A 25,307-nucleotide genomic window follows, 5' to 3' on the forward strand; every position below is an offset into this window, starting at 1 on the left:
GCTTTACTGACCGGTCGTTAGGTAATTCTGACACGGAGGTCGTCGCGGCGCAAGGAAGACCCCCGATGCGGCGCTCGGCGAGATGCTCGGAGAGTTGCTCAGCGCGAGCGGGAGACGAGGTCGAGGAGGGCTCTGCCGTACGCCTCGGAGGGATCCGGATGCTCGAAACGTAGGGTCTCGCCGGCGATCTCGACCTCGACCACGAAGGTGTCGGAGAGGCGGCTCAGCGCCCGGAAGGTGCCGCGCAGCAGCTCACGCAGCTGATCCTCGCGGGGGAGCCACACCGCGTCCGCGAGGGTCACGGCGTCGAGCGCCCACTCCGTCGTGCCGTTGAAGGCGAGGTCCGTGCCGCTCGGGGTCTGGCGGGCCTCGATCGTCATCTCGCTGACCGTGAAGACATCGGCTTCGGCCTCGAGCTCGACATCGTTCGGGAGATCGAGCTGAAAGCGGTCGCCCTCGGCGGGATGCCACACGAGTCCGGCGTCGCGCAGGGATACGGCCAGTTCTCGCGTGATCATCGTCCCACGCTAGACGACGTCGCCGAGGCTCGGCTCGAATCCGCCTGTGGATGGTGGCGCACCGGGTGTCGGAGGCATCGGGCAGAGTGGAGACATGACTTCTCCCGCCTCTGTCGACACCCGCACTGCTGCGCTCTCGGCTCTGCGCGAGCTGGTCGGCCGCCCGGACGCCGACTTCCACGACGGTCAGTACGAGGCGATCGAGGCTCTGGTCGAGGGGCGCCGCCGCGCGCTCGTCGTGCAGCGCACCGGGTGGGGCAAGTCGGCTGTGTACTTCGTCGCGACGCTGCTGCTGCGCCGCCAGGGGGCAGGGCCGACCGTCCTCGTCTCGCCGCTTCTCGCGCTGATGCGCGATCAGATCGCCGCGGCCGAGCGGGCAGGCGTTCGAGCGGTGGCGATCAACTCGACCAATGCGCACGAGTGGTCGGAGGTCATGGCGCAGCTCGACCGAGACGAGGTCGATGTGCTGCTCGTCTCTCCCGAACGACTCAACAATCCCGCGTTCCGCGAGCAGCAGCTGCCGGCGCTGGTTCGACGGATCGGCATGCTGGTGGTCGACGAGGCGCACTGCATCAGCGACTGGGGGCACGACTTCCGCCCAGATTACCGGCGGCTGCGCGACCTCATCGAGCAGATGCCGCCCGAGGTGCCCGTGCTCGCGACGACGGCGACCGCGAACAGCAGGGTCGTGGCCGACGTCGCCGAGCAGCTCGGCACGGGAGGGGCGTCGGATGCCGCCGGCTCCGAGGTGCTCACGATCCGCGGCCCGCTCGCGCGCACCTCGCTGCGTCTCGGCGTCCTGCGTCTGCGCGACTCCGCCAGCCGGCTCGCGTGGCTGCTCAGTCATATCGACGACCTGCCCGGTTCGGGCATCATCTACACCCTGACGGTCGCGGCCGCGGTCGACACCGCCCGGCTGCTGCGCGATCACGGGCACGACGTGCGCGCGTACACCGGACAGACCGACACCGACGAGCGCACCGAGTCGGAAGGGATGCTGAAGCGCAACGAGGTCAAGGCCCTCGTCGCCACGAGCGCGCTCGGGATGGGCTTCGACAAGCCGGACCTCGGTTTCGTGCTGCACCTCGGCGCGCCGTCGTCGCCGGTCGCGTACTACCAGCAGGTCGGCCGTGCCGGTCGTGCGAGCGAGAGCGCCGACGTGCTCCTGCTGCCCGGCGTCGAAGACCGCGACATCTGGCACTACTTCGCGACCGCGTCGATGCCGGATCGGGAGCGCGCCGAGCGGGTGATCGCCGCCCTCGGCGATCAGCCCATCTCGACGCCCGCGCTCGAGGCGATGGTCGACATCCGGCGTACTCCGCTCGAACTGCTGCTCAAGGTTCTCGACGTCGACGGCGCGGTGCGCCGGGTGCAGGGCGGTTGGGTCGCGACGGGGCAGCCGTGGGCCTACGACGCCGAGCGCTATGAGCGCATCGCGGCCGAGCGTCGCGCCGAGCAGCAGCACATGATCGACTACGAGCAGACCGACGGATGCCGCATGGAATTCCTCCAGCGCTCACTCGACGACGACACGGCTGCGCCCTGCGGGAGATGCGACAACTGCGCCGGCATCTGGTTCCCGAGCGAGATCGGCGAATCGGCGACGACGCAGGCCGCGGAATCGCTCGATCGCGTCGGTGTCCCGGTCGAGCCTCGCCGCGCCTGGCCGACCGGAGCCGACAAGCTCGACGTGCCGGTGAAGGGGCGCATCCCCGCGGGGGAGCAGGCCGGAGAAGGGCGCGCACTCGCCCGTCTCACCGACCTCGGCTGGGGCGGCACGCTGCGCGAGCTCTTCGCGGCGGGAGCCCCTGACGCGGTGGTGACGCCCCAGGTCCTCGGCGGCTGCGTGCGCGTGCTCGCCGACTGGGGGTGGACCGAGCGCCCCGTCGCGGTCGTCGCCATGCCGTCGCGATCGCATCCGCTGCTCGTCGACTCGCTCGCCCGCGGGATCGCCGAGATCGGCCGCCTGCCGTATCTCGGTGCGCTCGACCTCGTGAACGGCGGGCCGACGGGCCAACCCGGTGGCAACAGCGTGTTCCGGCTGGCAGGTCTGTGGGACAGATTCAGCGCGCAGGGCCTCGACGTGCCTGCCGGTCCCGTGCTGCTCGTCGACGATCTCGCCGACAGCCGCTGGACGCTCACCGTCACCGCGCGCACGCTGCGCCAGGCGGGGGCGAGCGACGTGCTCCCGTTCGTGCTCGCGCTGCGCGGCTGAGGGCGGGGACACCCGGCTCGAGCCCTACCGCAGGTCGTAGACCCGCTGGTATTTGCCCTCGCTCCGGGGCAGCGTGCCCGGCTCCTCGACCGTCACGTCGACGCTGGTGCCGATGTGCATCTTGATGCGGTGGGTGAGCACCGCAGCGGCGGCATCGCAGTCCTCGGCACTCAGCGACGGGTGTCGCTCGATGCGCACGGTCATCGTGTCGAGCTGCCCGACGTGGTGCAGCTCGAGCACGAAGTGCGGGGTGAGCGTCTCGATGCCCATCACCAGCTCCTCGATCTGGGTGGGGAAGAGGTTCACGCCGCGCAGGATGATCATGTCGTCGTTGCGGCCGGTGATCTTCTCCATGCGTCGAAGCGCCGGAAAGGTGGTTCCCGGCAGCAGGCGCGTCAGATCGCGCGTGCGATACCGGATCACAGGAAAAGCCTCTTTGGTCAGCGACGTGAAGACGAGCTCGCCGAGCGCATCGTCCGGCAGCCGTTCCCCGGTCTCTCCGTCGATGATCTCGGGCAGGAAATGGTCCTCCCAGATGTGCGGGCCGTCTTTCGTGAGCACGCTCTCGCTCGCGACCCCCGGCCCCATCACCTCGCTGAGCCCGTAGATGTCGACGGCATCGATGTTCAGTCGCCGCTCGATCTCACGACGCATCTCGTTCGTCCACGGCTCGGCGCCGAGCACCGCGACGCGCAGCGACGTGGTCGTCGGATCGATGCCCGAGGCTTCCATCGCGTCAGCGATCGTGAGCAGATAACTCGGCGTGCAGAGGATGGCATCCGGTTCGAAATCCGTGATCAGCTGCACCTGCCGGGCGGTCTGCCCTCCCGACACCGGGATCACGGTCGCTCCGAGACGCTCGATCCCGGCATGCGCGCCGAGTCCGCCGGTGAAGAGCCCGTAGCCGTAGGCGTTGTGCACCTTCATCCCCGCGCGGATGCCCGCGGCGTGCAGCGACCGCGCCACCAGGTCGCTCCACCGGTCGAGGTCTCCTTCGGTGTACCCGACGACGGTCGGCCGCCCCGTCGTGCCCGACGACGCGTGGACGCGTCGCACGTCGGCCATCGGCACGGCGAACATGCCGAACGGATAGCTCTCGCGCAGGTCGGCCTTGGTGGTGAACGGCAGACGCCGCACGTCGTCGAGGGTGCGCACGTCGTCGGGGTGCACGCCGTGCTCGTCGAACTTGCGGCGATAGGTCGGCACGTTCTCGTAGGCATGCCGGACGGTCCACTGCAGGCGCTGCAGCTGCAGCCGCGCCAGTCGTTCAGGCGAATGCAGCTCGGCCTCGGCACCGATCTCGGCATGTGTTGCGGTCATCGTCGACTCCTTCGTCGGGGGCAGAGCAGTGAGCGTGCGGGCGCTCAGGCGGGGTGCGAGCGGTTCGTCGTGAGCGAGCGGCCGCGGACCTCGGCGACGACATCGCCCGATTCGTCGGTCACCGTCACGTCGTACAGGCCGTTGCGTCCGCTGACGACACGGCGCACCGCGCGCGCTGTCAGTCGCTGGCCGGCGGTCGTGGATTTCAGGAAGGTGATGTCGGCACCACCCGCGACCGTGACGCGATCGTCCTCGTTGCAGGCGATCGCGAAGGCGGTGTCGGCGAGGGTGAACACCAGTCCGCCATGCGTGATGGCGAACCCGTTCAGCATGTCGTCGCGCACGGTCATCGAGACGACGGCCTCTCCGGGGGCGTCCTCCTCGACGGTCATGCCGAGCATCTGCGATGCGGCATCGCGCTGCATCATCTCTCTCATGCGGCGAGGACCTCGGGTGTCGGCTGCTTGTTCACCAGCGTGAGCACGTCGTAGGTGGCGACGAGCTCGTCGCTCTGATTGCGGATCACCGCGTCCCAGCGCACCTCTCCGTACTCGTCCGTCTCACGCGGCGTGATCTGCTTCGCGGTCAGCTCGACGCGGATCGTGTCGCCGGGGGAGACCGGCGTGATGAATCGCAGGTTCTCCAGACCGTAGTTCGCGAGCACGGGTCCGGGCTCCGGATCAACGAAGAGACCCGCGGCCCACGAGACGAGCAGGTAGCCGTGCGCGACCCGTCCGGGGAAGAACGGGTTCGCGGCGGCGGATGCCTCGTCCATGTGGGCGTAGAACGTGTCGCCCGTGAAGTGCGCGAACGTCTCGATGTCGGCGAGGGTCACCTCGCGCGGGCCGGAGACGATCTGGTCGCCGATGCGGAGTTCCGCGAGCGACTTGCGGAACGGATGCCGACCGTCGCTGCGCGCGGCGGCCCCCGCGTGCCAGACACCCGTCAAGGCAGTCAGCATCTCGGGTGAACCCTGCACCGCCGTGCGCTGCATGTGATGCAGCACCGCACGGATGCCGCCGAGCTCCTCGCCGCCGCCGGCTCGACCGGGGCCGCCGTGCACGAGGTTGGGCAGGGGCGATCCGTGCCCGGTCGACGATCGTGCATCGTCGCGGTCGAGCAGCAGCATCCGGCCGTTGAACGGTGCGATGCGCGTGGCGAGCTCGACGGCCTGCGCCGGGTCATGCGTGGCGATGCTGGTGACCAGCGAGCCGCCACCTCGGGCGACGAGCGCTGCGGCCTCGGCGATGGTGTCGTAGGTGAGCAGCGACGACACGGGGCCGAAGGCCTCGATCGAGTGCGCCGCGTCGGACTGCGAGTCCTCGAAGCGCAGCAGCAGCGGCGACACGAAGGCTCCGTCGGGTGCGGTGCCGGTGCTGCCGTCTGCGCGACGGACCTCGGGAGCATCCGTCGTCCCGACGACGACCTGCCCGCCCGCCGCCTGTAGGCGATCCACCTGGCGCAGCACCTCATCGCGCTGCCCCGTCGAGGCCAGGGGACCCATGGTGACGCCCTCGGCGCGGGGGTCGCCCAGCACGGTCTTCTCAGCGAGGCGCGCCTGCACGGCGCCGATGATCGCGTCGGCCGAGCCCGCCGGCACGATCGCTCGCCGGATGGCCGTGCACTTCTGGCCGGCCTTGCTCGTCATCTCGGTGACGAGCTGGCGCACGTAGGCGTCGAACTCCGGGGTGCCCTCGATCGCGTCGGTGCCGAGCACCGAGGCGTTGATCGAGTCGGTCTCGGCGGTGAACCGCACACCGCCGGTCTGCACTGCGGCGTGGGCTTTGAGGCTCTCCGCGGTCGACGCGCTGCCGGTGAACCCGACGATGTCGCCGAGCCGCAGGTTCTCGAACAGGTCAGGCACGCTGCCGCTGACGAGCTGCAGCGATCCGTCGGGCAGCAGTCCCGATTCGACGAGGATGCGCACCATCGCCTCGGCGACGTAGCCCGTGGGCGTCGCGGGCTTCACGAGCGTCGGCATGCCGGCGAGGAACGCGGGTGCGAACTTCTCGAGCGAACCCCACACCGGGAAGTTGAACGCGTTGATCTGCACAGCGACCCCGGGGAGCGTCGTGTAGACATGACGACCCAGGAACGACCCGTCCTTCGACAGCGGCTCCACGGGGCCGTCGACATGCACGCGGCTGTTCGGCAGCTCGCGGCGACCCTTGCCCGAGTACGAGAAGAGCACGCCGATGCCGCCGTCGATGTCGACCCACGAGTCGGCCTTCGTGGCGCCGGTACGGGCGGACAGCGCATACAGCTCGTCCTTGCGCTCGGTGAGAGCGAGGGCGAGCTGCTTCAGCAGCACGGCCCGCTGATGGAACGTGAGCGCACCAAGGCTCTTCTGCCCGATGGAGCGGGCGTACTCCAGTGCCCCGGCCAGGTCGAGGCCCACGGACGACACGACGGCGACGACGTCGCCGGTGGACGCATCGCGGACCTCTGTGGATCGCGTGGGTGACGACGGCGTCCACCACTCGCCCTGGACGTAGCTCGGCAGATACTCGGTCATCTCTCCTCGTTCCATGCGTAGAACCCTTCGCCGCTCTTGCGGCCCAGCTTTCCCTCGGCGACCATGCGGCGCAGCAGTTCCGGTGCAGCGAATCGCTCGCCGAGCGTGCGCTCCAGCTCTTCGGCGATGCCGAGGCGTACATCGAGCCCGACGATGTCGGTGGTGCGCAGCGGACCCATCGGATGCCGATACCCGAGCGTCATCGCGGCATCGATGTCGGCGGCCGAGGCGACGCCCTCCTCGAGCATCCGGATCGCCTCGAGGCCCAGCATCACGCCCAGCCGCGACGACGCGAAGCCCGGGGAGTCGCTGACGACGATCGGCGTCTTGCCGAGGGCGGCCACCCAGGCGGTGGCGCTCTCGACGACCGACCGGTCGGTCGCTGCGCCGCGCACGACCTCGACTAGGGCCGACGCGGGCACCGGATTGAAGAAGTGCAGGCCGAGGAATCGCTCCGGATGCCTGCGGCCCGCAGCGAGATCGTCGATCGAGATCGACGAGGTGTTGCTCGCCAGAACCGCCGACGGGGGTAGCACGGCTTCGGCCCGCGACAGTGCGTCCTCCTTGAGGGCCCGGTCTTCGGGAACCGCCTCGATCGCGAGGTCGACCGCGGCGAAGGCTCCGGGATCGACGCCGGTCGTGATGCGCGCGGTCAATTCGGCCTCGTCGAGAGAGGGGTCGCGGTCGACGGATCTGCGGATGCTGTCGCCGATGCGGGTCAGCGCCGCGTCGGCGCTCGCCGCATCGCGCTCGATCACGCTGACGTGAGATCCGGCGAGCAGGAACGCATGTGCGATGCCGGCTCCCATGCGGCCGCCTCCGAGCACGCCGACCCGATTCGGGGCGCTGCCGATGTCGCTCATCGTCTCTTCTCCAGGAAGTCGGTCATGCGGCGGATCTTCTCGGGCGACTCGAACAGCTCGGCCTGCAGTTCGACCTCGATCGCCGGGTGGCCTGCTCGCGGAGTGCGCAGAGCGCGTTTGGTGTGCCGCGTCGCGAGGGGATCGTTCGCCGCGATGCGATCGACGATCCGGTGTGCGGCCGCGAGCAGCTCGTCGGCCGGATGGAGCGACGACACGAGTCCCCACCTCAGCGCCTCTTCGGCATCCAGAGCTCGGCCGGTGAGGAGCAGCTCGCTCGCCCTCGCGTCTCCGACGATCTCGGGCAGGCGCCAGGTCGCGCCGGCTGCGGCGATGATGCCGAGCCCGGTCTCGGGGTTGCCGATGCGGAGGGACGGCGTCGCGATGCGGATGTCGGCGGCGTAGGCGAGTTCGGCTCCGCCCCCGAGCGCGTATCCGTCGAGTGCGGCGATCACCGGCATCGGGAGATCGTGGACGCGGATGAATGCGGTCGCATTGATGGCGCGCCGGGCGTCGTCGGCGGTGCGATCGCGCAGCTGGGCGATGTCGGCGCCCGCCGCGAAGACGCCGTCGGTGCCGGTGATGATCAGCGTGCGCGGCGTCCGCTCGAGCAGCGCGCAGAGGTCGTGCAGCGCGTCGATCGTCGCCTGGTCGATGGCGTTGCGCTTCTCGGGCCGGTCGAGCGTGGCGACCACCCGGTCTCGATGCTCCTCGATGCGCAGAGTCATGTCAGACGCTCCACGATCATCGCGGTGCCCTGACCCACGCCGACGCACATCGTGGCCAGACCGTAGCGCGCGTTCTCGCGCTCGAGTCGGCCGAGCAGTGTGACGATCAGGCGGGATCCGCTGGAGCCGAGGGGATGGCCGAGTGCGATGGCTCCGCCGTCGGCGTTGACGATCGACGGGTCGAGTCCGAGGCGGCGGATGCAGGCGAGGGACTGCGAGGCGAAGGCCTCGTTGAGCTCGACGGCACCGAGGTCGCCGACCTGCAGGCCCTCCTTCGCGAGTGCCTTCTGTGTTGCCGGCACGGGACCCAGGCCCATGATCTCGGGAGCGAGCGCGGCGGTCGCCGAGGCGACGATCCGTGCGCGCGGACGAAGGCCATGTCGCTCGACCGCTTCGGCGCTCGCCACGATGATCGCCGAGGCTCCGTCGTTCAAGGAACTGGAGTTGCCCGCCGTGACGACCTGGCCGCCTGCGACGACCGGACGGAGTGCGGCCAGCGCGTCGAGCGTGCTGTCCCTGCGCGGGCCTTCGTCGGTGTCGACGAGTCCGCGGCCCGTCTCGACGCCCACGATCTCGGGGGCGAGGCGTCCCCCGTCGATTGCCGAGATGGCGCGCTGATGGCTCAGAAGCGCGAAGGCGTCGGCATCCGCTCTGGTGATCCCGTCGATGCGTGCGACCTCTTCGGCGGTCTCGGGCATCGAGAACGTGGCCTTGTCGCGGGCGCTCAGCCGCGGGTTCGTGAAGCGCCAGCCGATCGATGTGTCGAAGGCCGCGCCGGGCTTGGCCCATGCCCGCTCGGGCTTCGCCTGCACCCAGGGCGCGCGTGTCATGGACTCGACGCCCCCGGCGACGATGAGGTCGGCGTCCCCTGCGCGTACGGCGTTCGCGGCGAGTGCGATGGCTGACATCCCCGAGGCGCAGAGGCGGTTGACGGTCAATCCGGGGATCGAATCGGGGAGGTCCGCGAGCAGCACGGCCATCCGTGCGACGTTGCGGTTGTCCTCGCCCGCCTGATTCGCGGCGCCGAGGATCACCTCGTCGATGTCGTCGCCGGGGATGGCGGCTCGCGAGACTGTGGCGGCGACGACGAGGGCCGCCAGATCGTCCGGACGGATGCCGGCGAGTGCGCCTCCGTAGCGACCGACGGGGGTGCGGACCCCGTCGACGAGATAGGCCTCGGACATCGTCATCCTCTCGAACGCCCACGCTGGCGATAATTTCAGACCGATCGGTCAGGAATACGATCTCAGATCCTTCCGCGAATGGCAACTCATCCGGACTGACAGACTGGGCCCATGGCAGAGCCCGGAATCCAGGCGCCGGCCCCCAAGCGCGGCCGGCCAGGTTATGACCGCGAGCAGGTGCTCGCGGTCGCCGTCAAGGTCTTCAACGAGCACGGCTACGACGCGACGAGCGTGGCCGACCTCAGCGCGACGCTGGGGCTGACGAAGTCGGCGCTCTACCATCACTTCGAATCGAAGTCGGCGATCCTCGAGCTCGCGCTGAACGATGCGCTCGATGCGCTCGAGGCCGTCGTCGATGACGCGACCGCGCAGCACTCGCTGGCCTCCGACCGGCTGCGGGCGATCATCCGCGGCGCGGTGCGGGTGCTCACCGAGAAGCTCCCCTCGGTGACGCTGCTGCTGCGCGTGCGGGGGAACGGCGATGTCGAGACCTCCGCGCTGGTGCGCAGACGTGCGTTCGACCAGCGCGTGACCGCGATCGTGTCGGAAGCGCAGACCGAGGGGCTGATCCGCGACGACGTCGATGCGGCGGTCGCCACCAGGCTCATCTTCGGAATGATCAACTCGGTCGTCGAGTGGTATCGACCCGGGGGTCCCGTCGATCCCGACGAGCTGGGGGAGGACATCCTGCGGGTGAGCCTCGACGGGCTGCAGTCCCGCTGAGCGGGCTCAGTCGTCGGCCGGCGCCACGCGGGGAGGCCAGCTGGTCGCTCCGAGCTCGCGGGAGATGTTGCGCGCCGTCTCGCGCAGCGCGTTGAGCACCGCGTCCGAGGCGGGCGCCTGCGATGTGGGCATCACGACGGCGACCGCGGCGACGATGTCGTTCGACGCGTCGGCGACCGGCGCGGCGACGGACGACTCTCCGAGCACGGCCTCATCGGTCTCCGAGGCGCTGCCCCGCTCGGCGATGGCCGGCAGGTCGAGCAGCAGTCGGGCGACGTCGGTGATCGTGTCCCCGGTGAGGCTGTGCAGCGGCCGCTCGAAGACGGTGCGCTGGAAGCCGAGGTCGTGCGCCAGCAGGACCTTTCCCATCGCGGAGGCATGCGCGGGGATCGCCACGCCGGTCTCGAGCATCTGCTGGCTGTCGTCCGGACGCAGGTCGTGGTGGATCACGAGCACCTCGTGGAAGTGCGGCGCCCCGAGGCGCACCGGCAGGTTCGTGCGGCGTGCGAGCTCCTGCGTCCACCGCATGGCTCTGGCCCGGACGTCGAGGGTGTCGAGGTAGACGTTGCTCAGCCGCAGCAGGGTGGGACCGAGCATGTAGCGCTGCCCGCCGCGCTCCTTCGCGACGAGTCCGTGCTCGCGCAGGGACTTGACGATCCCGTGCACGGTCGACGGGGGAAGGCTCAGGGCGAGCGCGAGATCCGTGATGCCGAGATGGCGCGCACCCTGCAGCAGCTCGAGCACTTTCGCTGCGCGATCGATGGCCTGGATCATCGCGGCTCCTCTCTCCGGATCGTCGTCGAGCCGAGCGGTCGCATCGGTCGTCAGGTCGATCTTGACAACTCGACTGCGCCCGAGCATATTCGACATTGACGAATAACTTTCCAATATTGCGAAAGAGCGCCGCCGTAGAGATCAAAGGAGATCGAACGATGAAGAAGCTCATCAACAACCCCGCCGATGTGCTGGTCGAGTCGCTGCGCGGCGTCGCACTCGCGCATCCGGAGCTCTCGGTCGACCTCGAGACGCACGTGATCACCCGCTCGACGCCGAAGGCGGAGGGGAAGGTCGCGATCGTCTCGGGTGGAGGGTCCGGCCACGAACCGCTGCATGGGGGATACGTGGGCCTCGGCATGCTCGACGCCGCCGTCGCCGGCGAGGTCTTCACCTCGCCCACCCCCGATCGAGTGCAGGCCGCCACGAAGGCCGTCGATCGCGGGGCCGGTGTGCTGCACATCGTGAAGAACTACACGGGAGACGTGCTCAACTTCGAGATGGCGGCGGAGCTCGCCTCGATGGAGGGCATCGAGGTCGGCACCGTGATCGTCGATGACGATGTCGCCGTGCAGGACTCGCTCTACACGGCAGGGCGTCGTGGCGTCGGACTCACGGTGCTGCTCGAAAAGCTGGTCGGCGCCGCGGCTGAGGAGGGGCAGGATCTCGATGCCGTCGTCGCCCTCGCGAAGCGCATCAACGGACAGGGGCGGTCGATGGGCATGGCGCTCACCAGCTGCACGGTTCCCGCAGCGGGCAAGCCGACGTTCGATCTGCCCGAGGACCAGATGGAGATCGGCATCGGCATCCATGGCGAGCCCGGTCGGCACCGGGAGCCACTGGCGCCGGCATCCGAGATCGCCCGGCAGCTCGTGGAGCCGATCCTCGCCGATCTCGACGTCTCAGGTCCCGCCATCGTGATGCTCAACGGCATGGGCGGATCCCCGCTGATCGAGCTGTATCTGATGTACGGCGAGGTGGCCGCGCTGCTCGAGCAGGCGGGAGTGCAGATCGCCCGCAACCTGGTCGGCGACTACATCACCTCGCTCGACATGGCCGGCTGCTCGCTCACGGTGCTGAAGGCCGACGACGAGCTGCTCAGGCTGTGGGACGCACCCGTCAACACCCCCGGACTGCGGTGGGGGGCATGATGGCGGCGATCGACACCGCGGCCCTGGCCGACTGGATCCGGCGGTTCCGCGACGTCATCGCCGAGAGGCGCGAGTGGCTCACCGAGCTGGACTCGGCGATCGGAGACGCCGACCACGGCGCGAACATGGCCCGTGGCATGGATGCGGTCGTGGCGAAGCTCGACTCGGGTGTGCCCGACACGGTCGACGAGCTGCTCAAGACCGTCGGCATGACTCTCGTGAGCTCGGTCGGAGGCGCCAGCGGGCCGCTCTACGGCACGCTGTTCCTGCGGATGGGGATGGCTGCAGGGCCCGTGACCGAGCTCGATGGCGCCGGACTCGGCGGCTCGCTGCGTGCCGGCCTCGATGGCATCGTCGCTCGCGGCAAGGCCGAGGCCGGCGACAAGACCATGTTCGACGCCATGGCGCCCGCGGTGGACGCCTTCGACGCCGCGATCTCCGGAGGGGGAGACCTGTCTGCCGCGACGGCGGCGGCCGCAGAGGCTGCCGCGTCCGGTCGGGATGCCACCGAACCGCTCGTCGCCCGGAAGGGACGTGCGAGCTATCTCGGGGAACGCAGCGCCGGCCATCTCGACCCCGGTGCGGCGTCGACGACACTGCTGTTCGAGTCCCTCGCCCAGGCGACCGCGGAATCCTCCTGATGATCGGCATCGTCGCCGTCTCCCACAGTGCTCGACTCGGGGAGGCGGCGCTGGAGCTCGCCCTGCAGATGGTGCAGGGCGGGGGAGCGCGAGTGAGAGTCGCCGCAGGCGCCGGAACGGATGCCGACGGCGCGCCCGTCCTCGGCACGGATGCCGTCGCTGTCGCCGCGGCGATCGACGAGCTGGCCGCCGACTGCGACGGTGTCCTGGTGCTGATGGATCTCGGCTCCGCAGTGCTGAGCGCCGAGCTCGCGCTGGAGCTGCGGACGAGCGATGTGCCGGTGCGCCTCGCCCCCGCGCCGTTCGTGGAAGGGCTGCTGGCGGCCGTCGTGTCGGCCGCTGCCGGCGCATCGCTGGACGTCGTCGCGGGGGAGGCGTCGATCGCGCTCGCCGCCAAGAGCGGCCAGCTCGAGGACCCGTCGACGGGAGCCGCTCCGATCGAGTCCGCATCGACCGACCGGTCGGGTGCCATGACGCGGACGGTGGTCGTGCGCAATCCGCTCGGTATCCACGCGCGACCGGCGGCTCTGATCGCCGAGGCATCGGCGGGCATCGATGTGCGACTGCGTCGACTGCCCGACGGCGCTGAGGCGTCGGGTGCGAGTCTGTCACGCCTGCTGATCCTCGGTGCCAGGCAGGGCGACCGGATCGAGCTGTCGGCACTCGGGCCCGACGCCGAGGGGGCGCTCGACCGACTGGTGGCCCTTTTCGACGACGGATTCGGTGAAGGCACGGACGTCGACGCCGTCGCCTCGGGGTCGGTCGGGGCGCACGCTGCAGAGACAGCCCTCGAGTCCCCTCCCGTCCGGGCAGGCGACGTGCTGCGTGGTCGCGGCGTGAGCTCGGGCAGGGTCGCCGCCGAGGCCGTGCTCCTCGCCGCGCCCGTGCGCGAGCCGGAGGAGAGCACCGTCGTCGCGCCTGGTGATCGGGAGGCCGAGGCATCTGCGATCGAGTGGGCCGCAGTGGCGGTGGCAGACCAGCTGCGGGCGCGCACGAGGGCGGCGACCGGCGAGGCTCGGGCGATCCTCGACGCGTCGCGTCTGCTGGCCTCCGACCCCGAACTGGTGGCCGAGGCGGCGGATCTCGTGCGGTCGCGGGGTCGAACGGCCGCGCGGGCGATCTGGGAGACATCGGCGGCGCACGAGAAAGGACTCGCGGCTCTCGGTGGGCGGATGGCCGAGCGATCGGCCGACATCCGCGACGTCCGTGATCGGATGATCGCGGAGATCCTCGAGGTCGAGATGCCGGGCGTTCCCGAGCGTGAGGAGCCTTTCGTGCTGGTCGCGTCGGATCTCGCCCCCGCGGACACGGCAGCCTTGGAAGGCGGCAACTGCGTCGCGCTCGTGACGCAGCAGGGCGGCCCCACCTCGCATACGGCGATCATCGCCCGGTCGCTCGGAATCCCCGCAGTGGTCGGAGTCATCGGCGCGACCGGGATCCCGCGCGGTGCGGTCGTGCTCGTCGACGGCGATCGGGGCACGGTCGAGATCGACCCGAGCAGCTCTCGAGTCACCGAGGCGAAGGCCGCGTCGCTCGTGGTGCCGTTCGACGGCGAGGGGGTGCTCGCCGACGGACGGCGCATCCCGCTCCTCGCCAATGTCGGGGGAGCGGCCGAGGCCGTCGTGGCCGCTGCCTCGAAGGCCCAGGGCGTCGGTCTCTTCCGCACCGAGTTCTGCTTCCTCGACCGCGCCGACGCACCGACGATCGACGAGCAGGTCGACGCCTACCGAGGTGTCCTCGCCGCGTTTCCGGGGCAGAGGGTCGTGGTGCGCACGCTCGATGCCGGCAGTGACAAACCGCTGCCTTTCGCGAACTCCGACGCGGAGGACAATCCCGCTCTCGGCGTGCGGGGACTCCGGATCGCGCGACGGGCTCCGAAGCTGCTGGACGATCAGCTCAGGGCACTGGCGCTCGCCGCGGGGGCGGAGTCGGCACTCGTCGAGGTGATGGCTCCGATGGTGGCCACGGTCGATGAGGCACGCGACTTCGCGGAGCGTGCGCGAGAAGCCGGACTGGAGACTGTGGGGGTGATGATCGAGACGCCCTCCGCCGCGCTCCTCGCGTCGGAGATGCTCGAGGTCGTCGACTTCGTGAGCATCGGGACCAACGACCTCGCCCAGTACGCGCTCGCGGCTGATCGACTGCTCGGAGAGCTGGGCGATCTGAACGATCCGTGGCAGCCGGCCGTGCTGCGACTGATCGGGCAGGCGGGTGCGGCCGGACGCCGGTGGAGCCTGCCGGTGGGGGTATGCGGCGAGGCCGCTGCCGATCCCGCTCTGGCCGCCGTGCTCGTGGGGCTCGGCGTCACGTCGCTGTCGATGACACCCCGTGCGCTGGGTCGAGTCGCGGCGGCGCTCGCGGGCGTCACGGGCGAACAGTGCGATGCCGCTGCGGAAGCGGTCCTGAGAGCAGCGACGGCTGTCGATGCCCGCGCCGCCGCAGCCGCCGTACTCAACGGAGAGTGACGCGGTCGTCGCGTCAACGACATATGCGCTCTCCGGCATCATTCTGATCTCGACATGCACGGGCTCCTGGTCGAGGTCGTCCCAGCGCGCCTAGGCTCCAGGAGGGGACGTCTGCATCGGCGAATGACGAGGTCGGAGGATTCAATGGCTGTCTTCATCACGGGTCGAGCGCGAGTGACGCTCGCCTTGATCGGGATCGTCGCCGTGGCCGCCGTGAGCGCCTGCGCCCCGAGTCCCCAGACGTCATCGCCTCCGTCGCCATCGCCGTCCCGGACGGCCGCCGCGCCCGAGCCGTATGCCGGACCGATCGTGTTCGTCGGCGACGAGCTCGACGCATTCGCGCTCGCCCCCGAGGAGATCGTGGGGATCGTTCCGGACGCCACCGACGTCGGCGATCCGTCGCCGGTCCTCGAACAGATATCGGACGGAGGAAGCCTCCCTGCGGATCCGCCGATCTGCGACGCTCTCTACGCCGAGCAGTCACTCGGCAGCGTCGGGGCGAGGACGATCGAGTGGCAGGTGCCGACGGATTCCACGAACGGCTTCGGCCGGATGACGATCATGCAGTTCGCCGACGAGGCTCACGCCGAGGGCCGCATGGATCAGCTGCTCCAGGCGGCCGAGCAGTGCGCCGAGTTCGTCAAAGAGGGAACCGTCTCCTTCGATGCCGTGATCCCCGAAGCGTCCGAGAACACCCGGGCCTTCGCGGGCTCGCTGATCGATGCGGCGCTGGACTGGCGGTCGTTCAGCGCGTTCGCCTCGACCGGGAACGTGATCGTGCAGCTGTGGCAGCCTTTCAGCGGCGATCGCGACTTCGACGCCGAGGCGGCGGCGCTGCTGCTTCGAGAACGCGCCGAGGAGGCCCGGTCCGGGCTGGTCGAGGAGCTCACCGAGAACCCGCCCGTCGCCGAGACAGACCCGTCCGGCGATCCCGGAACCGCGTGGAGTGACTGGCAGGTCGGAGTCGGCGGCGTGGGTCCGCTCCGACTCGGCGACTCGGTCGAGTCCGCGGTCGCCGCCGCCGGCGAGGACGCGCAGGTCGTCGAACCCGAGTACGACGGCGGCCCGTGGACCCTCATCGCCCCCGCGGAGGCGGGGACGATCCTGGTGCGCCCCGTCGAGGCCGGCGATGCCGTCGGGTCGATCACCGTCGGGAGCGACCGCAGCCTCGGCGACACCGTCGGTGACGGAGCCGCGCTGCCGTCGCGAGGTGATATCCGCCTCGGCGCCCCCGTCGCGGATGCGATGGCTGCTTACCCCGGAGGCACCGTGGTCGAGGTCGTGTCGTCGAGCGATCACTTCTACGCCGTCACGACGCGCGACGGGCAGGTCTTCCGTTTCCAAGCCGATCGCGAGGTGCTCGAGGAGGGGGCGACGATCGTCGGCATCACGGTCGAGGACGCGACGGCACGCACGCCGCTGGTCTTCGGCTGACTGCGGGCCGGTCGGATGACCGACCGGCCCGCAGCATGCCGGGAAGACGATGATCAGGCGTGCAGATCCACGCCCTTGGTCTCCTTCACCATCGACACGGCGATGAGGGAGATCACCGCCGTGATGGCGATGTAGACGCCGATCGTCCAGGCCGCCTGGAACTGGTTCATCAGAGCCTCCGCGATCATCGGTGCGAACGCCCCGCCGAGGATGGCACCCAGCGCGTATCCGATCGAGACGCCCGAGTAGCGGACGTTGGCCGGGAACATCTCGGCATAGAGAGCCGCCTGCGGGCCGTACGAGAGCCCGAGCGCGAACGTCATCACGAACAGCGCCACGAAGTACCAGAAGATGTTCGCCGTGTCGATCAGGAACCACATCGGCACCGCCCACAGCGCGAGCGCGATGTACCCGATCTGGAAGGTGCGGACGCGTCCGAGACGATCGGAGAGGTGGCCGCCCCAGAGCGTGAAGATGAGCCAGCCGAACGACGCGAGCGTCGTCGCCAGCAGCACGGGAGGACGCTCCATGCCGAGGGCGGTGACGGCGTAGGTCGCGAAGAACGCGATGAGCAGGTACCCGGCGGCGTTGTTGCCGATGAAGATCAGGGCAGTGAGCACGACCTGCTTGGTGTTCTTGCGGAACAGGCGACCCAGCGGCGCGGAGGCCTCCTGACGACGACGACGGAGATCCTCGAAGACGGGGCTCTCGTCGACGGCGCGCCTGATCACGTAGCCGACGGCGATCAGCACGATCGACATCAGGAACGGGATCCGCCAGCCCCACTCGAGGAACGCCTCGGGGGACATCGAGCTCGTCAGCACCCAGAGCGTGGCTGTGGCGAGGATCATGCCGATCGGGACGCCGATCTGCGGGAAGGCGCCGAAGAGCCCCCGGCGGGCCGTGGGGGCGTGTTCGACGGCCATCAGTGCCGCTCCGCCCCACTCCCCGCCCGCCGAGAACCCCTGCAGGATGCGGAGCACGATGAGAAGGATCGGAGCGGCGACGCCGATCGCGGCGTACGTCGGCAGTACGCCGATCAGCGAGGTGGAGAGTCCCATCATCACGAGCGTGAAGACGAGCATCTTCTTGCGGCCCAGCTTGTCGCCCAGGTGCCCGGCGACGATGGCTCCCAGGGGACGGAAGAGGAAGGAGATCCCGATCGTGGCGAAGGAGAGGATCTGCGCGAACCCCTTGTTCTCCTCAGCGATCGGGGCGAGGAAGAGCGGCGCGAGCACGAGGCCGGCTGCTTGCGCGTAGATGAAGAAGTCGTACCACTCGATCGAGGTGCCGACCAGGGTGCTGGCGAGGACTCGCCGCTCCTCGGCGGGCATTCGCGCCGTCGAGTTGCGCGCGGATACTGCTGACGTCATGAAGAACTCCATTGTTCTGCGGGTGCGGAGGAGCGACGCTGCGTCACCCCGAGCTACTTACCGAATGATCGGTCAGTAATTGACGAGAGTAGCGCACGGTGGCCGGGCGACCCAAGCCCCACATCTGCGACCGCGCGACTCAGACGCCCTCACACGTTGCCGAACGCGCGCAGCGGATGCTCGATGAGCTCCGTGACGCGGCGGAGGAAGCTCGCCGCATACCCGCCGTCGCACACGCGGTGATCGAACACCAGTGACAGTTGCGCGACGCGGCGGGCGACGATCTGACCGTCGATCACCCACGGGCGCTCGATGATGCGACCGATGCCGAGGATCGCGACGTCGGGGTGGTTGATGATCGCGGCCGAGCCGTCGACCCCGAGCCCGCCGTAGTTGTTGAGGGTGAACGTCGACCCCCGCAGCCGCTCCGGAGGCATCGCCCCCGAACGCGCCGTCGCCGACAGCTCGCGCAGCACGACATCGAGCTGTTCGACGGTGAGCTCGTGCGCCCGCGGGATGACGGGCACCAGGAGGCCGCGCTCGGTGTCGGCGGCGACGCCGAGGTTGAGGCCGTCGAAGGAGATGATCTCCGATCCGTCGTCGCTCAGGCGGGAGGCGAGCACCGGATGCTCCGCGAGCGCGAGCACGACGAAGCGTGCCACGAGGGCAGTGATCGACGGTGCCCTGCCGCCGGCCGGAACCATCTCGGAGCGCAGATTCCAGAGCTCGGTGGCATCGACGTCGACCCAGACCGTGGCCTCGGGGATCTCGGAGCGGCTGCGGGTCAGTCGTGCGCTGACCGCCTTGCGCAGCGGGGACATCCGCTCACGGGAGACGACGGCGAGGCCATCGAGACGTTCGGCGTTCGCGGACTGCGGCTGGTGATCACCGCGGCGATGCTGCGCCGCTGCCCCGTCGACGGCGTCGTCGACAGCGGCCGCCAGCACGTCGGCGCGCGTGACGGCGCCGTCATGGCCGGTCGGGGTGATGGCGTGGACGTCGAGTCCGAGATCGCGGGCGAGTCGTCGCACCAGGGGAGAGCGGACGGCCACGGGCCGCCGTTCCGAAGCGTTCGCGTCCGGCTTCTCGCGTGGCATCTCGGATGTCGCCGTCGCCTTCGGGCGCCGTCGGCCGGTCGCGCCGCGCTCCGTGGTCCCATAGCCGATCAGGACGTTGCCGGACCCTGCGCGCTCCTCTTCGCGGTACGCCTTCTGCTCCGGATCGCCGGCATCCGCACGGAGATCTCCTCCCGCATCCGTGTCCGGAGCGTCTGCCGAGGAAGGATCCGCAGAAGAAGAAGAAGAGGCGCCGTCGGCGACCTCGAGCACCGGCGCTCCGACGTCGATGGTCTCGCCCGGTTCTCCGTGCAGTGCGGTGACGACGCCGGCGAAGGGCGACGGCAGTTCGACCACGCTCTTCGCCGTCTCGACCTCGGCGATCGCCTGGTCGGTGACGATCGTGTCGCCGACGGAGACGAGCCACTGCACGAGTCCGGCCTCGGTGAGTCCCTCGCCGAGGTCCGGCAGCCGGAAGACGTGGGTGGTCAGCGCCGTCATGACTCGTCCTCCCAGTGCAGCGAGTCGATCGCGTCCAGCACGCGGTCGACGTCGGGCAGGTACCAGTGCTCGAGCTTGGGCGGGGCGTAGGGGGTGTCGAATCCGGTGACGCGGCGCACCGGAGCCTCGAGGTACTCGAAGCAGCGCTCGAAGACGCGCGCCTGGATCTCGGAGGCCACGCTGGCGAATCCGGGAGCCTCGGCGATCACGACCGCTCGTCCGGTCGCGCGCACGGCGGCGGTGACCGTGGCGTCGTCGAACGGCGACAGCGAACGGATGTCGATGACCTGCGCGCTTCGCCCCTCGGATGCCGCCACGTCGGCGGCCTCGAGCGCGAGCGGCACCGAGGCGCCGTAGGCGAGCAGGGTGACGTCGGTGCCCTCGCGGGCGATGCGAGCGGAGCCGATGTCCGCCGTCGCCGAGGTGTCGACCTCGCCCTTCGTCCAATACAGCTTCTTCGGCTCGAGGAAGATCACCGGGTCGGGCGAGGCGATCGCCGCCCGGAGCAGCGAATAGGCGTCCTGGGGAGTCGACGGGCTCACGACGGTGAGGCCCGGGGTGTGCGCGTAGTACGCCTCGGAGGAGTCGCAGTGGTGCTCGACCCCGCCGATGCCGCCGCCGAACGGGATGCGGATCACGAGCGGCATCCGCACCGCACCGCGCGTCCGGTTGCCGAGCTTCGCGACGTGACTGACGATCTGCTCGAACGCCGGCAGTGCGAAGGCGTCGAACTGCAGCTCGACGACGGGACGCATGCCGTTCATGGCCATGCCGACGGCTGTGCCGACGATGCCGGATTCGGCGAGCGGGGTGTCGAAGCAGCGGTCCTCGCCGAACCGCGCCGTGAGTCCGTCGGTGATGCGGAACACGCCGCCGAGCGCTCCGACGTCCTCGCCGAAGACGACGACCTCGGGATCGCTCTCGATCGCATCCGCGAGGGCGAGGTTCAGTGCGGCGGCCATGCTCATGGTCGACACGGAAAGTGCGCCGGTGTCGACCCGGATGTCGTCGTGGGCGATGGTCATCGTGCACCTCCGGCTGCTGCGTGGTTGCGTGCGATCTCGTCCCTCAGCATCTGCCACTGCTCCTCGCGCTGCGGAGAGCGGGTCTCTGTGACGAAGCGGAACAGATCCTCGGGATCGATCTCGGCATCGACGTTGAGCGCCTCTCGCATCGCCGCGGCGGTCTTCTCGGCCTCCGCCGCGTACTCGGCTTCACGGTCGGCCGTGAGGACGCCGGCGCTCGTCAGGTGTGCTCGCAGTCGCGTCAGCGGGTCGCGCTCGACCCACGCCTGGACCTCGGCGCGCTCGCGATAGCGTGTGTCGTCGTCGGCGTTCGTGTGCGCCTGCATCCGATAGGTGTGCGCCTCGATGAGCGTCGGCCCGTCGCCCGAGCGGGCATGGGCGATGGCCTCGCCGAGAACGGCCAGCACGGCGGCGACGTCGTTGCCGTCGACGCGCTGCCCCGGCATCCCGTATCCGATCGCCTTGTGGGCCAGCGACGGCGCGGCGGTCTGGCGGCTGAGCGGTACCGAGATCGCGAACTCGTTGTTCTGCACGAGGAAGACGACCGGCACACGGAAGACGGCGGCGAAGTTCAGCGCCTCGTGGAAGTCGCCCTCACTGGTCGCACCGTCGCCGCACAGTGCGAGGACGGCCGTCTGCTCTCCGCGCTTCTTCGCGGCATACGCGAAGCCGACCGCGTGCAGCAGCTGTGTGGCGAGCGGAGTGGCCTGAGGCGCGACGTGGTGCGCTCGCACGTCGTAGCCCGAATGCCAGTCGCCCTTCAGCAGCACCATCGCCTCGGCCGGTGCGACACCCCGGGCGATGACCGCGACCGAGTCCCGATACGTGGGGAAGAGCCAGTCGCCGGCGTCGAGGGCGAGGGCCGCTCCGATCTGGCACGCCTCCTGACCGTGCGACGACGGGTAGACGGCGAGGCGGCCCTGGCGGACGAGAGCGCTGGCCTGATCGTTGATGCGGCGCCCCTCGACGAGACCGCGATAGGCGGCGAGCAGGGTGTCCGTATCCGGCAGCGGGAAGTGCGGGTCGTCGACGACACGGCCCTCTGCGTCGATGAGCTGCACCGCCGTGTCGCGCGGGAGCAGGTGTGCGTGTTCCATCCGTTCGCCCTCCTTGCCGAACTCGATGACGCCAGCATGCTCTCCTCGCGACAGACGTCCAAGAACATTCGGCGCATCGTGGACGAATGCGATCTACTTGCTCACCTCCGTGACGAAATGTCAGAATTCAGGCAGAGGACGAAGGGGTTCCATGATCACGCTGGACGACACCGATCACGCGATTCTCGAGCAGCTGCGCATCGACGCCCGGGCGTCGATGACCGCCATCGCCGAGGCCGTGCACATCTCGAGAGCGGGCGCTCACGCACGGATCAAGCGGCTGACCGATGCGGGCATCATCACCGGCTACTCGGTGCGCACCGACCCCGTGCTGCTCGGCCACCATGCGAGCGCCTACGTGACACTCGCCATCGAGCAGGCCACCTGGCAGGAGGTCAGCGCCAGGCTGCGGATGATTCCCGAGATCGAGCACATGGCGCTCGTCGGCGGTGACTTCGACGTCATCCTGCTCGTGCGGGCGAGCGACGCGCGCGACCTCCGCCGCATCGTCTTGGAGGACATCCAGGCGATCCCCTCGATCCGCTCCACACGCACGACCCTCATCTTCGAGGACTTCACCCTGATCTGAGCGGGTGGGGAGGTCATCCCTTCGCACTCGGACATCTGCGGCGCGCTCCGCGACAAGTGGGCTGTCGCATCGCGTTCGACAATGAGACGACCCGCCAGATCCTTGGCACGCGTCCCGCTCGAAGGAGAGTCCCGATGTCCGAATCCGCCGCATCCGCAGCCGCCGCGCTGCTCGACCGCATCCAGGCGCCGGAGGGCGCGGGGCGAGACATCCCGGATGCCGCCACACGCGAGGTCATGGGTCGTGCGCCTGAGCACTCGGTCAGCGACCTCGACGATGCGATCGCGCGAGCGCGAGCCGCTCAGCCCGGCTGGGAGTCCCTCGGCCACGCGAAGCGCAGCGAGCTGCTGATCGCTGCGGCCGATGCGATCGACGCGAACGCCGAGGCGCTCGCGCACCTGCTCTCGCGCGAGCAGGGCAAGCCGTTGAACGGCCCCAACGCGCGCTTCGAACTGGGTGCGTGCTCGGCCTGGCTGCGCACCAATGCGTCGATCCCGCTCGAGTCGCAGGTGCTCGTCGACGACGAGACCCTGCACGCCGAGCTCGTCTACAAGGCCGCCGGAGTGGTCGGCGCGATCGGTCCGTGGAACTGGCCGCTCATGATCACCATCTGGCAGATCGGTCCGTCGCTGCGGATGGGCAACACCGTCGTCGCGAAGCCGAGCGAGTACACGCCCCTGAGCGTCCTCGCGATGCTGGCGGTGATGAACGACGTGCTGCCCGCCGACGTTCTGATCGGTGTCTCCGGCGATCGCGAGGTGGGTGCGCGCCTCGCCTCGCACCCCGACATCGACAAGATCATGTTCACCGGATCGACCGCCACCGGGCGACGCATCATCGAGAGCTCGGCCGGCAACCTCGCCCGCCTCACCCTCGAGCTCGGCGGGAACGACGCCGGGATCGTGCTGCCGGGCACCGATGTGTCGGCGATCGCGCAGGACCTCTTCTGGGGCGCCTTCATCAACACCGGTCAGACCTGCGCCGCGATGAAGCGCCTCTACGTGCACGACTCCGTCTACGACGAGGTCGTCACCGCGCTCGCCGAGATCGCGGCATCCGTCCCGATGGGCAACGGGCTCGATGAGGACAACGTGCTGGGTCCGCTGCAGAATCGCGCCCAGTTCGACATCGTGTCGCGCCTGGTCGACGAGGCGAAGGGACGCGGCGCCCGTGTCGTCACGGGCGGCGAGGCGGCCCCTGAGCTCGGCGAGCTCTTCTATCGCCCCACGATCGTCGCCGACATCGACAACGACGCGGCCCTCGTGCAGGAGGAGCAGTTCGGCCCGGCGCTGCCGGTGATCCGGTACAGCGACGTCGACGAGGCGTTCGCGTTCGCCAACGCGGTCGACGTCGGTCTCGGCGCATCGGTGTGGTCGAGCGATCCGGACGCCGCCCGCGAGGCCGCGACGCGCATGGAGTCCGGCACGGTGTGGATCAACTCGCACGGCGGGCTGCACCCGATGGTGCCGTTCGGCGGCGTGAAGAGCTCGGGCTACGGCCTGGAGTTCGGTGTCGAGGGGCTCAAGTCCGTCGCCGTGACGCAGGTCGTGTCGGGGCCGGGCCGCAAGGCGCAGGCATGAGGTCCGCGATCGTCGTCGGGGCCGGGACCTCGGGCGCGATCGTCGCGCGACGCCTGGTGGACGCCGGCGTCGAGGTGACGCTGATCGAAGCCGGAGGATACGACGCGAATCCGGCGATCCACGACCCGTCGAGGGCGGGGGAGCTGTGGCACTCCGCCGACGACTGGGACTTCTTCACCGTTCCGCAGAAGCACGCCGGCGGACGCCGACTGCACCTGCCGCGCGGGAAGGTCACCGGAGGCTCGCATGCGCTCAACGCCATGATCTGGGTGCGCGGCGCCGCCTCCGACTACGACGCCTGGGAACGCGCGGGCGCGACGGGGTGGGGTTGGAACACGGTCGAACCCGTCTTCGCCGCGCTCGAGCACGATGTGCTGCCCGTCACCGACGACTACGAGCTCTCGCCGATCCAGGCCTCGATCATCGACGCAGCCGTCGAAGAGGGGCTGCCCCGCAACCCGGACTACAACGGCGGCACCCTCGACGGCGTCTCGCAGCAGCAGGTGACGATCCGCGACGGCCGGCGGGTGAACACGTGGATGGCCTACGCGCAGCCGGTGGTCGACAGGCTCACGATCCTCACCGAGCGCGAGGTGCATTCGGTGATCGTCGAGGAGGGCCGCGCCGTCGGAGTCCGACTCGGCTCGGGCGCCGACTCCGAGGAGGTCTTCGCCGACGAGGTCGTGCTGTCGGCCGGTGCGATCGGATCACCCGTGATCCTCCTGCGCTCGGGCATCGGCCCCGCCGACGAGCTCGCCGCGCTCGGCATCCCCGTCGTGCTGGATGCACCGGGCGTCGGCAAGAACCTGCACGACCATCTGCTCTCACCGGTCATCTTCACGACCGAGAGGCCGGTCGGACCGCCGCGGCCGGGCGTCTCGGTCACGCAGTCGCACCTGTTCTGGCGCAGCCGCGACGACCTCGCCGAGCCCGACACTCAGCCCATCCACTTCTCGGTGCCGATGTGGGGCGAGCTCGAACCTCGAGGGGATGACGGATTCACCCTCATGGCCGGTCTCGTGACGCCGTACAGCCGCGGTGGGCTCACCCTGTCCGGTCCGGATCTCGCGGACCCGCCTCTGATCGACCTCGCCGCGCTCGAAGACGACAGGGATGTGGCAGCGCTCGCGGCATCGGTTCGTCAGTGCCGCCGGATCGGCGCGCAGCCGGCGCTCGCCGAGGAATGGGGAGCGACCGAGGTGTACCCCGGCCCCGACGTGTCGGACGACGGGATCGACGACTGGGTGCGCCGCACGGCCATCACCTACCACCACCAGGTCGGCACCTGCCGGATGGGATCGGATGCCGAGGCGGTGGTCGACCCGCTGCTGCGGGTGCGCGGTCTCGAGGGGCTGAGCGTGATCGACGCGTCGGTGATCCCCACCGTTCCGACGGGCAACACCAACGCCCCCGCGGCGATGATCGGCGAGCTGGGGGCGAGGTTCCTGCTCGGACCCTGACGTCGACGCTCGCGATGCCCCCTCCTGCCGAGTAGGTGGAAGGGGGCATCAGCGTCTCATCCGGCGTGCGAGGTCGAACCTGCGTGTCGTCCCGCATGC

Annotated in this window: 21 protein-coding genes; 9 read left to right on the forward strand and 12 right to left on the reverse strand. The window is 69.8% G+C overall.

Features of this window, described 5'->3' with window-relative positions:
- Nucleotides 1-98: 98 nt before the first annotated feature.
- Complete coding sequence (locus tag BMW26_RS04785) at nucleotides 99-518, reverse strand: hypothetical protein (protein ID WP_053095430.1); 420 nt, start codon at nucleotides 516-518, stop codon at nucleotides 99-101.
- 94 nt (nucleotides 519-612) lie between these two features.
- Between BMW26_RS04785 and BMW26_RS04790 the strand changes: the two genes are divergently transcribed.
- Nucleotides 613-2,733, forward strand: coding sequence for a RecQ family ATP-dependent DNA helicase (locus BMW26_RS04790; RefSeq protein ID WP_072590915.1), 2,121 nt, complete (start codon nucleotides 613-615; stop codon nucleotides 2,731-2,733).
- A 24-nt stretch (nucleotides 2,734-2,757) separates the two neighbouring features.
- Here BMW26_RS04790 and paaK read toward each other — a convergent pair whose 3' ends face one another.
- Genes paaK through BMW26_RS04820 form a run of 6 tightly spaced genes read right to left on the reverse strand, consistent with a single transcriptional unit; the run spans nucleotide 2,758 to nucleotide 9,340 of the window.
- Nucleotides 2,758-4,053, reverse strand: coding sequence for a phenylacetate--CoA ligase PaaK (gene paaK, locus BMW26_RS04795; protein WP_072590916.1), 1,296 nt, complete (start codon nucleotides 4,051-4,053; stop codon nucleotides 2,758-2,760).
- A gap of 44 nt (nucleotides 4,054-4,097) precedes the next feature.
- Nucleotides 4,098-4,481 (reverse strand): hydroxyphenylacetyl-CoA thioesterase PaaI, encoded by a 384-nt coding sequence (paaI, locus tag BMW26_RS04800; protein ID WP_082297754.1) that lies wholly within the window; start codon nucleotides 4,479-4,481, stop codon nucleotides 4,098-4,100.
- Nucleotides 4,482-4,486: 5 nt separating this feature from the next.
- Complete coding sequence (paaZ, locus tag BMW26_RS04805; protein WP_083569287.1) at nucleotides 4,487-6,568, reverse strand: phenylacetic acid degradation bifunctional protein PaaZ; 2,082 nt, start codon at nucleotides 6,566-6,568, stop codon at nucleotides 4,487-4,489.
- The gene (locus BMW26_RS04810) at nucleotides 6,565-7,431 is read right to left on the reverse strand and encodes a 3-hydroxyacyl-CoA dehydrogenase family protein (protein ID WP_072590918.1); all 867 of its coding nucleotides are present in this window, start codon (nucleotides 7,429-7,431) and stop codon (nucleotides 6,565-6,567) included. Before BMW26_RS04810 ends, paaZ begins: the two co-directional genes overlap by 4 nt.
- On the reverse strand, nucleotides 7,428-8,156 hold the full coding sequence (locus tag BMW26_RS04815) for an enoyl-CoA hydratase/isomerase family protein (RefSeq protein WP_072590919.1): 729 nt from the start codon (nucleotides 8,154-8,156) through the stop codon (nucleotides 7,428-7,430). The genes BMW26_RS04810 and BMW26_RS04815 overlap by 4 nt, the downstream gene beginning before the upstream one ends.
- Nucleotides 8,153-9,340: a thiolase family protein gene (locus BMW26_RS04820; protein ID WP_072590920.1), complete on the reverse strand. Its 1,188-nt coding sequence runs from the start codon at nucleotides 9,338-9,340 to the stop codon at nucleotides 8,153-8,155. The genes BMW26_RS04815 and BMW26_RS04820 overlap by 4 nt, the downstream gene beginning before the upstream one ends.
- 111 nt (nucleotides 9,341-9,451) lie before the next feature.
- Here BMW26_RS04820 and BMW26_RS04825 point away from each other — a divergent pair, with 111 nt between their 5' ends.
- Entirely contained in the window at nucleotides 9,452-10,063 is a 612-nt protein-coding gene (locus BMW26_RS04825) for a TetR/AcrR family transcriptional regulator (RefSeq protein WP_053095438.1), read from the forward strand.
- 6 nt (nucleotides 10,064-10,069) lie between these two features.
- Here BMW26_RS04825 and BMW26_RS04830 read toward each other — a convergent pair whose 3' ends face one another.
- The gene (locus BMW26_RS04830) at nucleotides 10,070-10,933 is read right to left on the reverse strand and encodes an IclR family transcriptional regulator (RefSeq protein WP_232224529.1); all 864 of its coding nucleotides are present in this window, start codon (nucleotides 10,931-10,933) and stop codon (nucleotides 10,070-10,072) included.
- Between the two features lie 62 nt (nucleotides 10,934-10,995).
- Between BMW26_RS04830 and dhaK the strand changes: the two genes are divergently transcribed.
- From dhaK to BMW26_RS04860, 4 genes are all read left to right on the forward strand, one after another.
- Nucleotides 10,996-11,988: a dihydroxyacetone kinase subunit DhaK gene (gene dhaK / locus BMW26_RS04835; RefSeq protein WP_056277499.1), complete on the forward strand. Its 993-nt coding sequence runs from the start codon at nucleotides 10,996-10,998 to the stop codon at nucleotides 11,986-11,988.
- Nucleotides 11,988-12,629, forward strand: a complete 642-nt coding sequence (gene dhaL, locus BMW26_RS04840; protein WP_083569288.1) for a dihydroxyacetone kinase subunit DhaL — start codon at nucleotides 11,988-11,990, stop codon at nucleotides 12,627-12,629. The genes dhaK and dhaL overlap by 1 nt, the downstream gene beginning before the upstream one ends.
- Entirely contained in the window at nucleotides 12,629-15,094 is a 2,466-nt protein-coding gene (ptsP, locus tag BMW26_RS04855; protein ID WP_083569289.1) for a phosphoenolpyruvate--protein phosphotransferase, read from the forward strand. The genes dhaL and ptsP overlap by 1 nt, the downstream gene beginning before the upstream one ends.
- A gap of 144 nt (nucleotides 15,095-15,238) precedes the next feature.
- Nucleotides 15,239-16,528 carry a hypothetical protein gene (locus BMW26_RS04860; protein ID WP_072590922.1) on the forward strand — a complete coding sequence of 430 codons (1,290 nt, stop codon included), beginning with the start codon at nucleotides 15,239-15,241 and terminating at the stop codon, nucleotides 16,526-16,528.
- Between the two features lie 53 nt (nucleotides 16,529-16,581).
- Here the strand turns inward: BMW26_RS04860 and BMW26_RS04865 are convergent, their stop codons facing one another.
- The 4 genes from BMW26_RS04865 to pdhA form a co-directional block, all read right to left on the reverse strand.
- Complete coding sequence (locus BMW26_RS04865; protein ID WP_072592229.1) at nucleotides 16,582-17,901, reverse strand: MFS transporter; 1,320 nt, start codon at nucleotides 17,899-17,901, stop codon at nucleotides 16,582-16,584.
- A 149-nt stretch (nucleotides 17,902-18,050) separates the two neighbouring features.
- Nucleotides 18,051-19,457 carry a dihydrolipoamide acetyltransferase family protein gene (locus BMW26_RS04870; protein ID WP_083569290.1) on the reverse strand — a complete coding sequence of 469 codons (1,407 nt, stop codon included), beginning with the start codon at nucleotides 19,455-19,457 and terminating at the stop codon, nucleotides 18,051-18,053.
- Nucleotides 19,454-20,482 carry an alpha-ketoacid dehydrogenase subunit beta gene (locus BMW26_RS04875; RefSeq protein ID WP_072590923.1) on the reverse strand — a complete coding sequence of 343 codons (1,029 nt, stop codon included), beginning with the start codon at nucleotides 20,480-20,482 and terminating at the stop codon, nucleotides 19,454-19,456. The genes BMW26_RS04870 and BMW26_RS04875 overlap by 4 nt, the downstream gene beginning before the upstream one ends.
- The gene (pdhA, locus tag BMW26_RS04880) at nucleotides 20,479-21,579 is read right to left on the reverse strand and encodes a pyruvate dehydrogenase (acetyl-transferring) E1 component subunit alpha (RefSeq protein WP_056277509.1); all 1,101 of its coding nucleotides are present in this window, start codon (nucleotides 21,577-21,579) and stop codon (nucleotides 20,479-20,481) included. Before pdhA ends, BMW26_RS04875 begins: the two co-directional genes overlap by 4 nt.
- Before the next feature lie 151 nt (nucleotides 21,580-21,730).
- On the opposite strand from pdhA, the gene BMW26_RS04885 reads away from it, so the two are divergent.
- The 3 genes from BMW26_RS04885 to BMW26_RS04895 all read left to right on the forward strand — a co-directional run bounded on the left by BMW26_RS04885 (nucleotide 21,731) and on the right by BMW26_RS04895 (nucleotide 25,208).
- Entirely contained in the window at nucleotides 21,731-22,168 is a 438-nt protein-coding gene (locus BMW26_RS04885) for an Lrp/AsnC family transcriptional regulator (protein WP_187250130.1), read from the forward strand.
- Nucleotides 22,169-22,302: 134 nt separating this feature from the next.
- On the forward strand, nucleotides 22,303-23,748 hold the full coding sequence (locus tag BMW26_RS04890; RefSeq protein ID WP_072590924.1) for an aldehyde dehydrogenase family protein: 1,446 nt from the start codon (nucleotides 22,303-22,305) through the stop codon (nucleotides 23,746-23,748).
- On the forward strand, nucleotides 23,745-25,208 hold the full coding sequence (locus BMW26_RS04895) for a GMC family oxidoreductase (RefSeq protein WP_072590925.1): 1,464 nt from the start codon (nucleotides 23,745-23,747) through the stop codon (nucleotides 25,206-25,208). The genes BMW26_RS04890 and BMW26_RS04895 overlap by 4 nt, the downstream gene beginning before the upstream one ends.
- Nucleotides 25,209-25,307: the final 99 nt, after the last annotated feature.

Source organism: Microbacterium sp. 1.5R, assembly GCF_001889265.1.
Lineage (GTDB): Bacteria > Actinomycetota > Actinomycetes > Actinomycetales > Microbacteriaceae > Microbacterium.

Bases quoted from the DNA above. Each gene is read 5' to 3' on its own strand.
- BMW26_RS04785 (WP_053095430.1), bottom strand. From the start codon at position 518: ATGATCACGCGAGAACTGGCCGTATCCCTGCGCGACGCCGGACTCGTG.
- BMW26_RS04790 (WP_072590915.1), top strand. From the start codon at position 613: ATGACTTCTCCCGCCTCTGTCGACACCCGCACTGCTGCGCTCTCGGCT.
- paaK (WP_072590916.1), bottom strand. From the start codon at position 4,053: ATGACCGCAACACATGCCGAGATCGGTGCCGAGGCCGAGCTGCATTCG.
- paaI (WP_082297754.1), bottom strand. From the start codon at position 4,481: ATGATGCAGCGCGATGCCGCATCGCAGATGCTCGGCATGACCGTCGAG.
- paaZ (WP_083569287.1), bottom strand. From the start codon at position 6,568: ATGACCGAGTATCTGCCGAGCTACGTCCAGGGCGAGTGGTGGACGCCG.
- BMW26_RS04810 (WP_072590918.1), bottom strand. From the start codon at position 7,431: ATGAGCGACATCGGCAGCGCCCCGAATCGGGTCGGCGTGCTCGGAGGC.
- BMW26_RS04815 (WP_072590919.1), bottom strand. From the start codon at position 8,156: ATGACTCTGCGCATCGAGGAGCATCGAGACCGGGTGGTCGCCACGCTC.
- BMW26_RS04820 (WP_072590920.1), bottom strand. From the start codon at position 9,340: ATGTCCGAGGCCTATCTCGTCGACGGGGTCCGCACCCCCGTCGGTCGC.
- BMW26_RS04825 (WP_053095438.1), top strand. From the start codon at position 9,452: ATGGCAGAGCCCGGAATCCAGGCGCCGGCCCCCAAGCGCGGCCGGCCA.
- BMW26_RS04830 (WP_232224529.1), bottom strand. From the start codon at position 10,933: ATGTCGAATATGCTCGGGCGCAGTCGAGTTGTCAAGATCGACCTGACG.
- dhaK (WP_056277499.1), top strand. From the start codon at position 10,996: ATGAAGAAGCTCATCAACAACCCCGCCGATGTGCTGGTCGAGTCGCTG.
- dhaL (WP_083569288.1), top strand. From the start codon at position 11,988: ATGGCGGCGATCGACACCGCGGCCCTGGCCGACTGGATCCGGCGGTTC.
- ptsP (WP_083569289.1), top strand. From the start codon at position 12,629: ATGATCGGCATCGTCGCCGTCTCCCACAGTGCTCGACTCGGGGAGGCG.
- BMW26_RS04860 (WP_072590922.1), top strand. From the start codon at position 15,239: ATGGCTGTCTTCATCACGGGTCGAGCGCGAGTGACGCTCGCCTTGATC.
- BMW26_RS04865 (WP_072592229.1), bottom strand. From the start codon at position 17,901: ATGACGTCAGCAGTATCCGCGCGCAACTCGACGGCGCGAATGCCCGCC.
- BMW26_RS04870 (WP_083569290.1), bottom strand. From the start codon at position 19,457: ATGACGGCGCTGACCACCCACGTCTTCCGGCTGCCGGACCTCGGCGAG.
- BMW26_RS04875 (WP_072590923.1), bottom strand. From the start codon at position 20,482: ATGACCATCGCCCACGACGACATCCGGGTCGACACCGGCGCACTTTCC.
- pdhA (WP_056277509.1), bottom strand. From the start codon at position 21,579: ATGGAACACGCACACCTGCTCCCGCGCGACACGGCGGTGCAGCTCATC.
- BMW26_RS04885 (WP_187250130.1), top strand. From the start codon at position 21,731: ATGATCACGCTGGACGACACCGATCACGCGATTCTCGAGCAGCTGCGC.
- BMW26_RS04890 (WP_072590924.1), top strand. From the start codon at position 22,303: ATGTCCGAATCCGCCGCATCCGCAGCCGCCGCGCTGCTCGACCGCATC.
- BMW26_RS04895 (WP_072590925.1), top strand. From the start codon at position 23,745: ATGAGGTCCGCGATCGTCGTCGGGGCCGGGACCTCGGGCGCGATCGTC.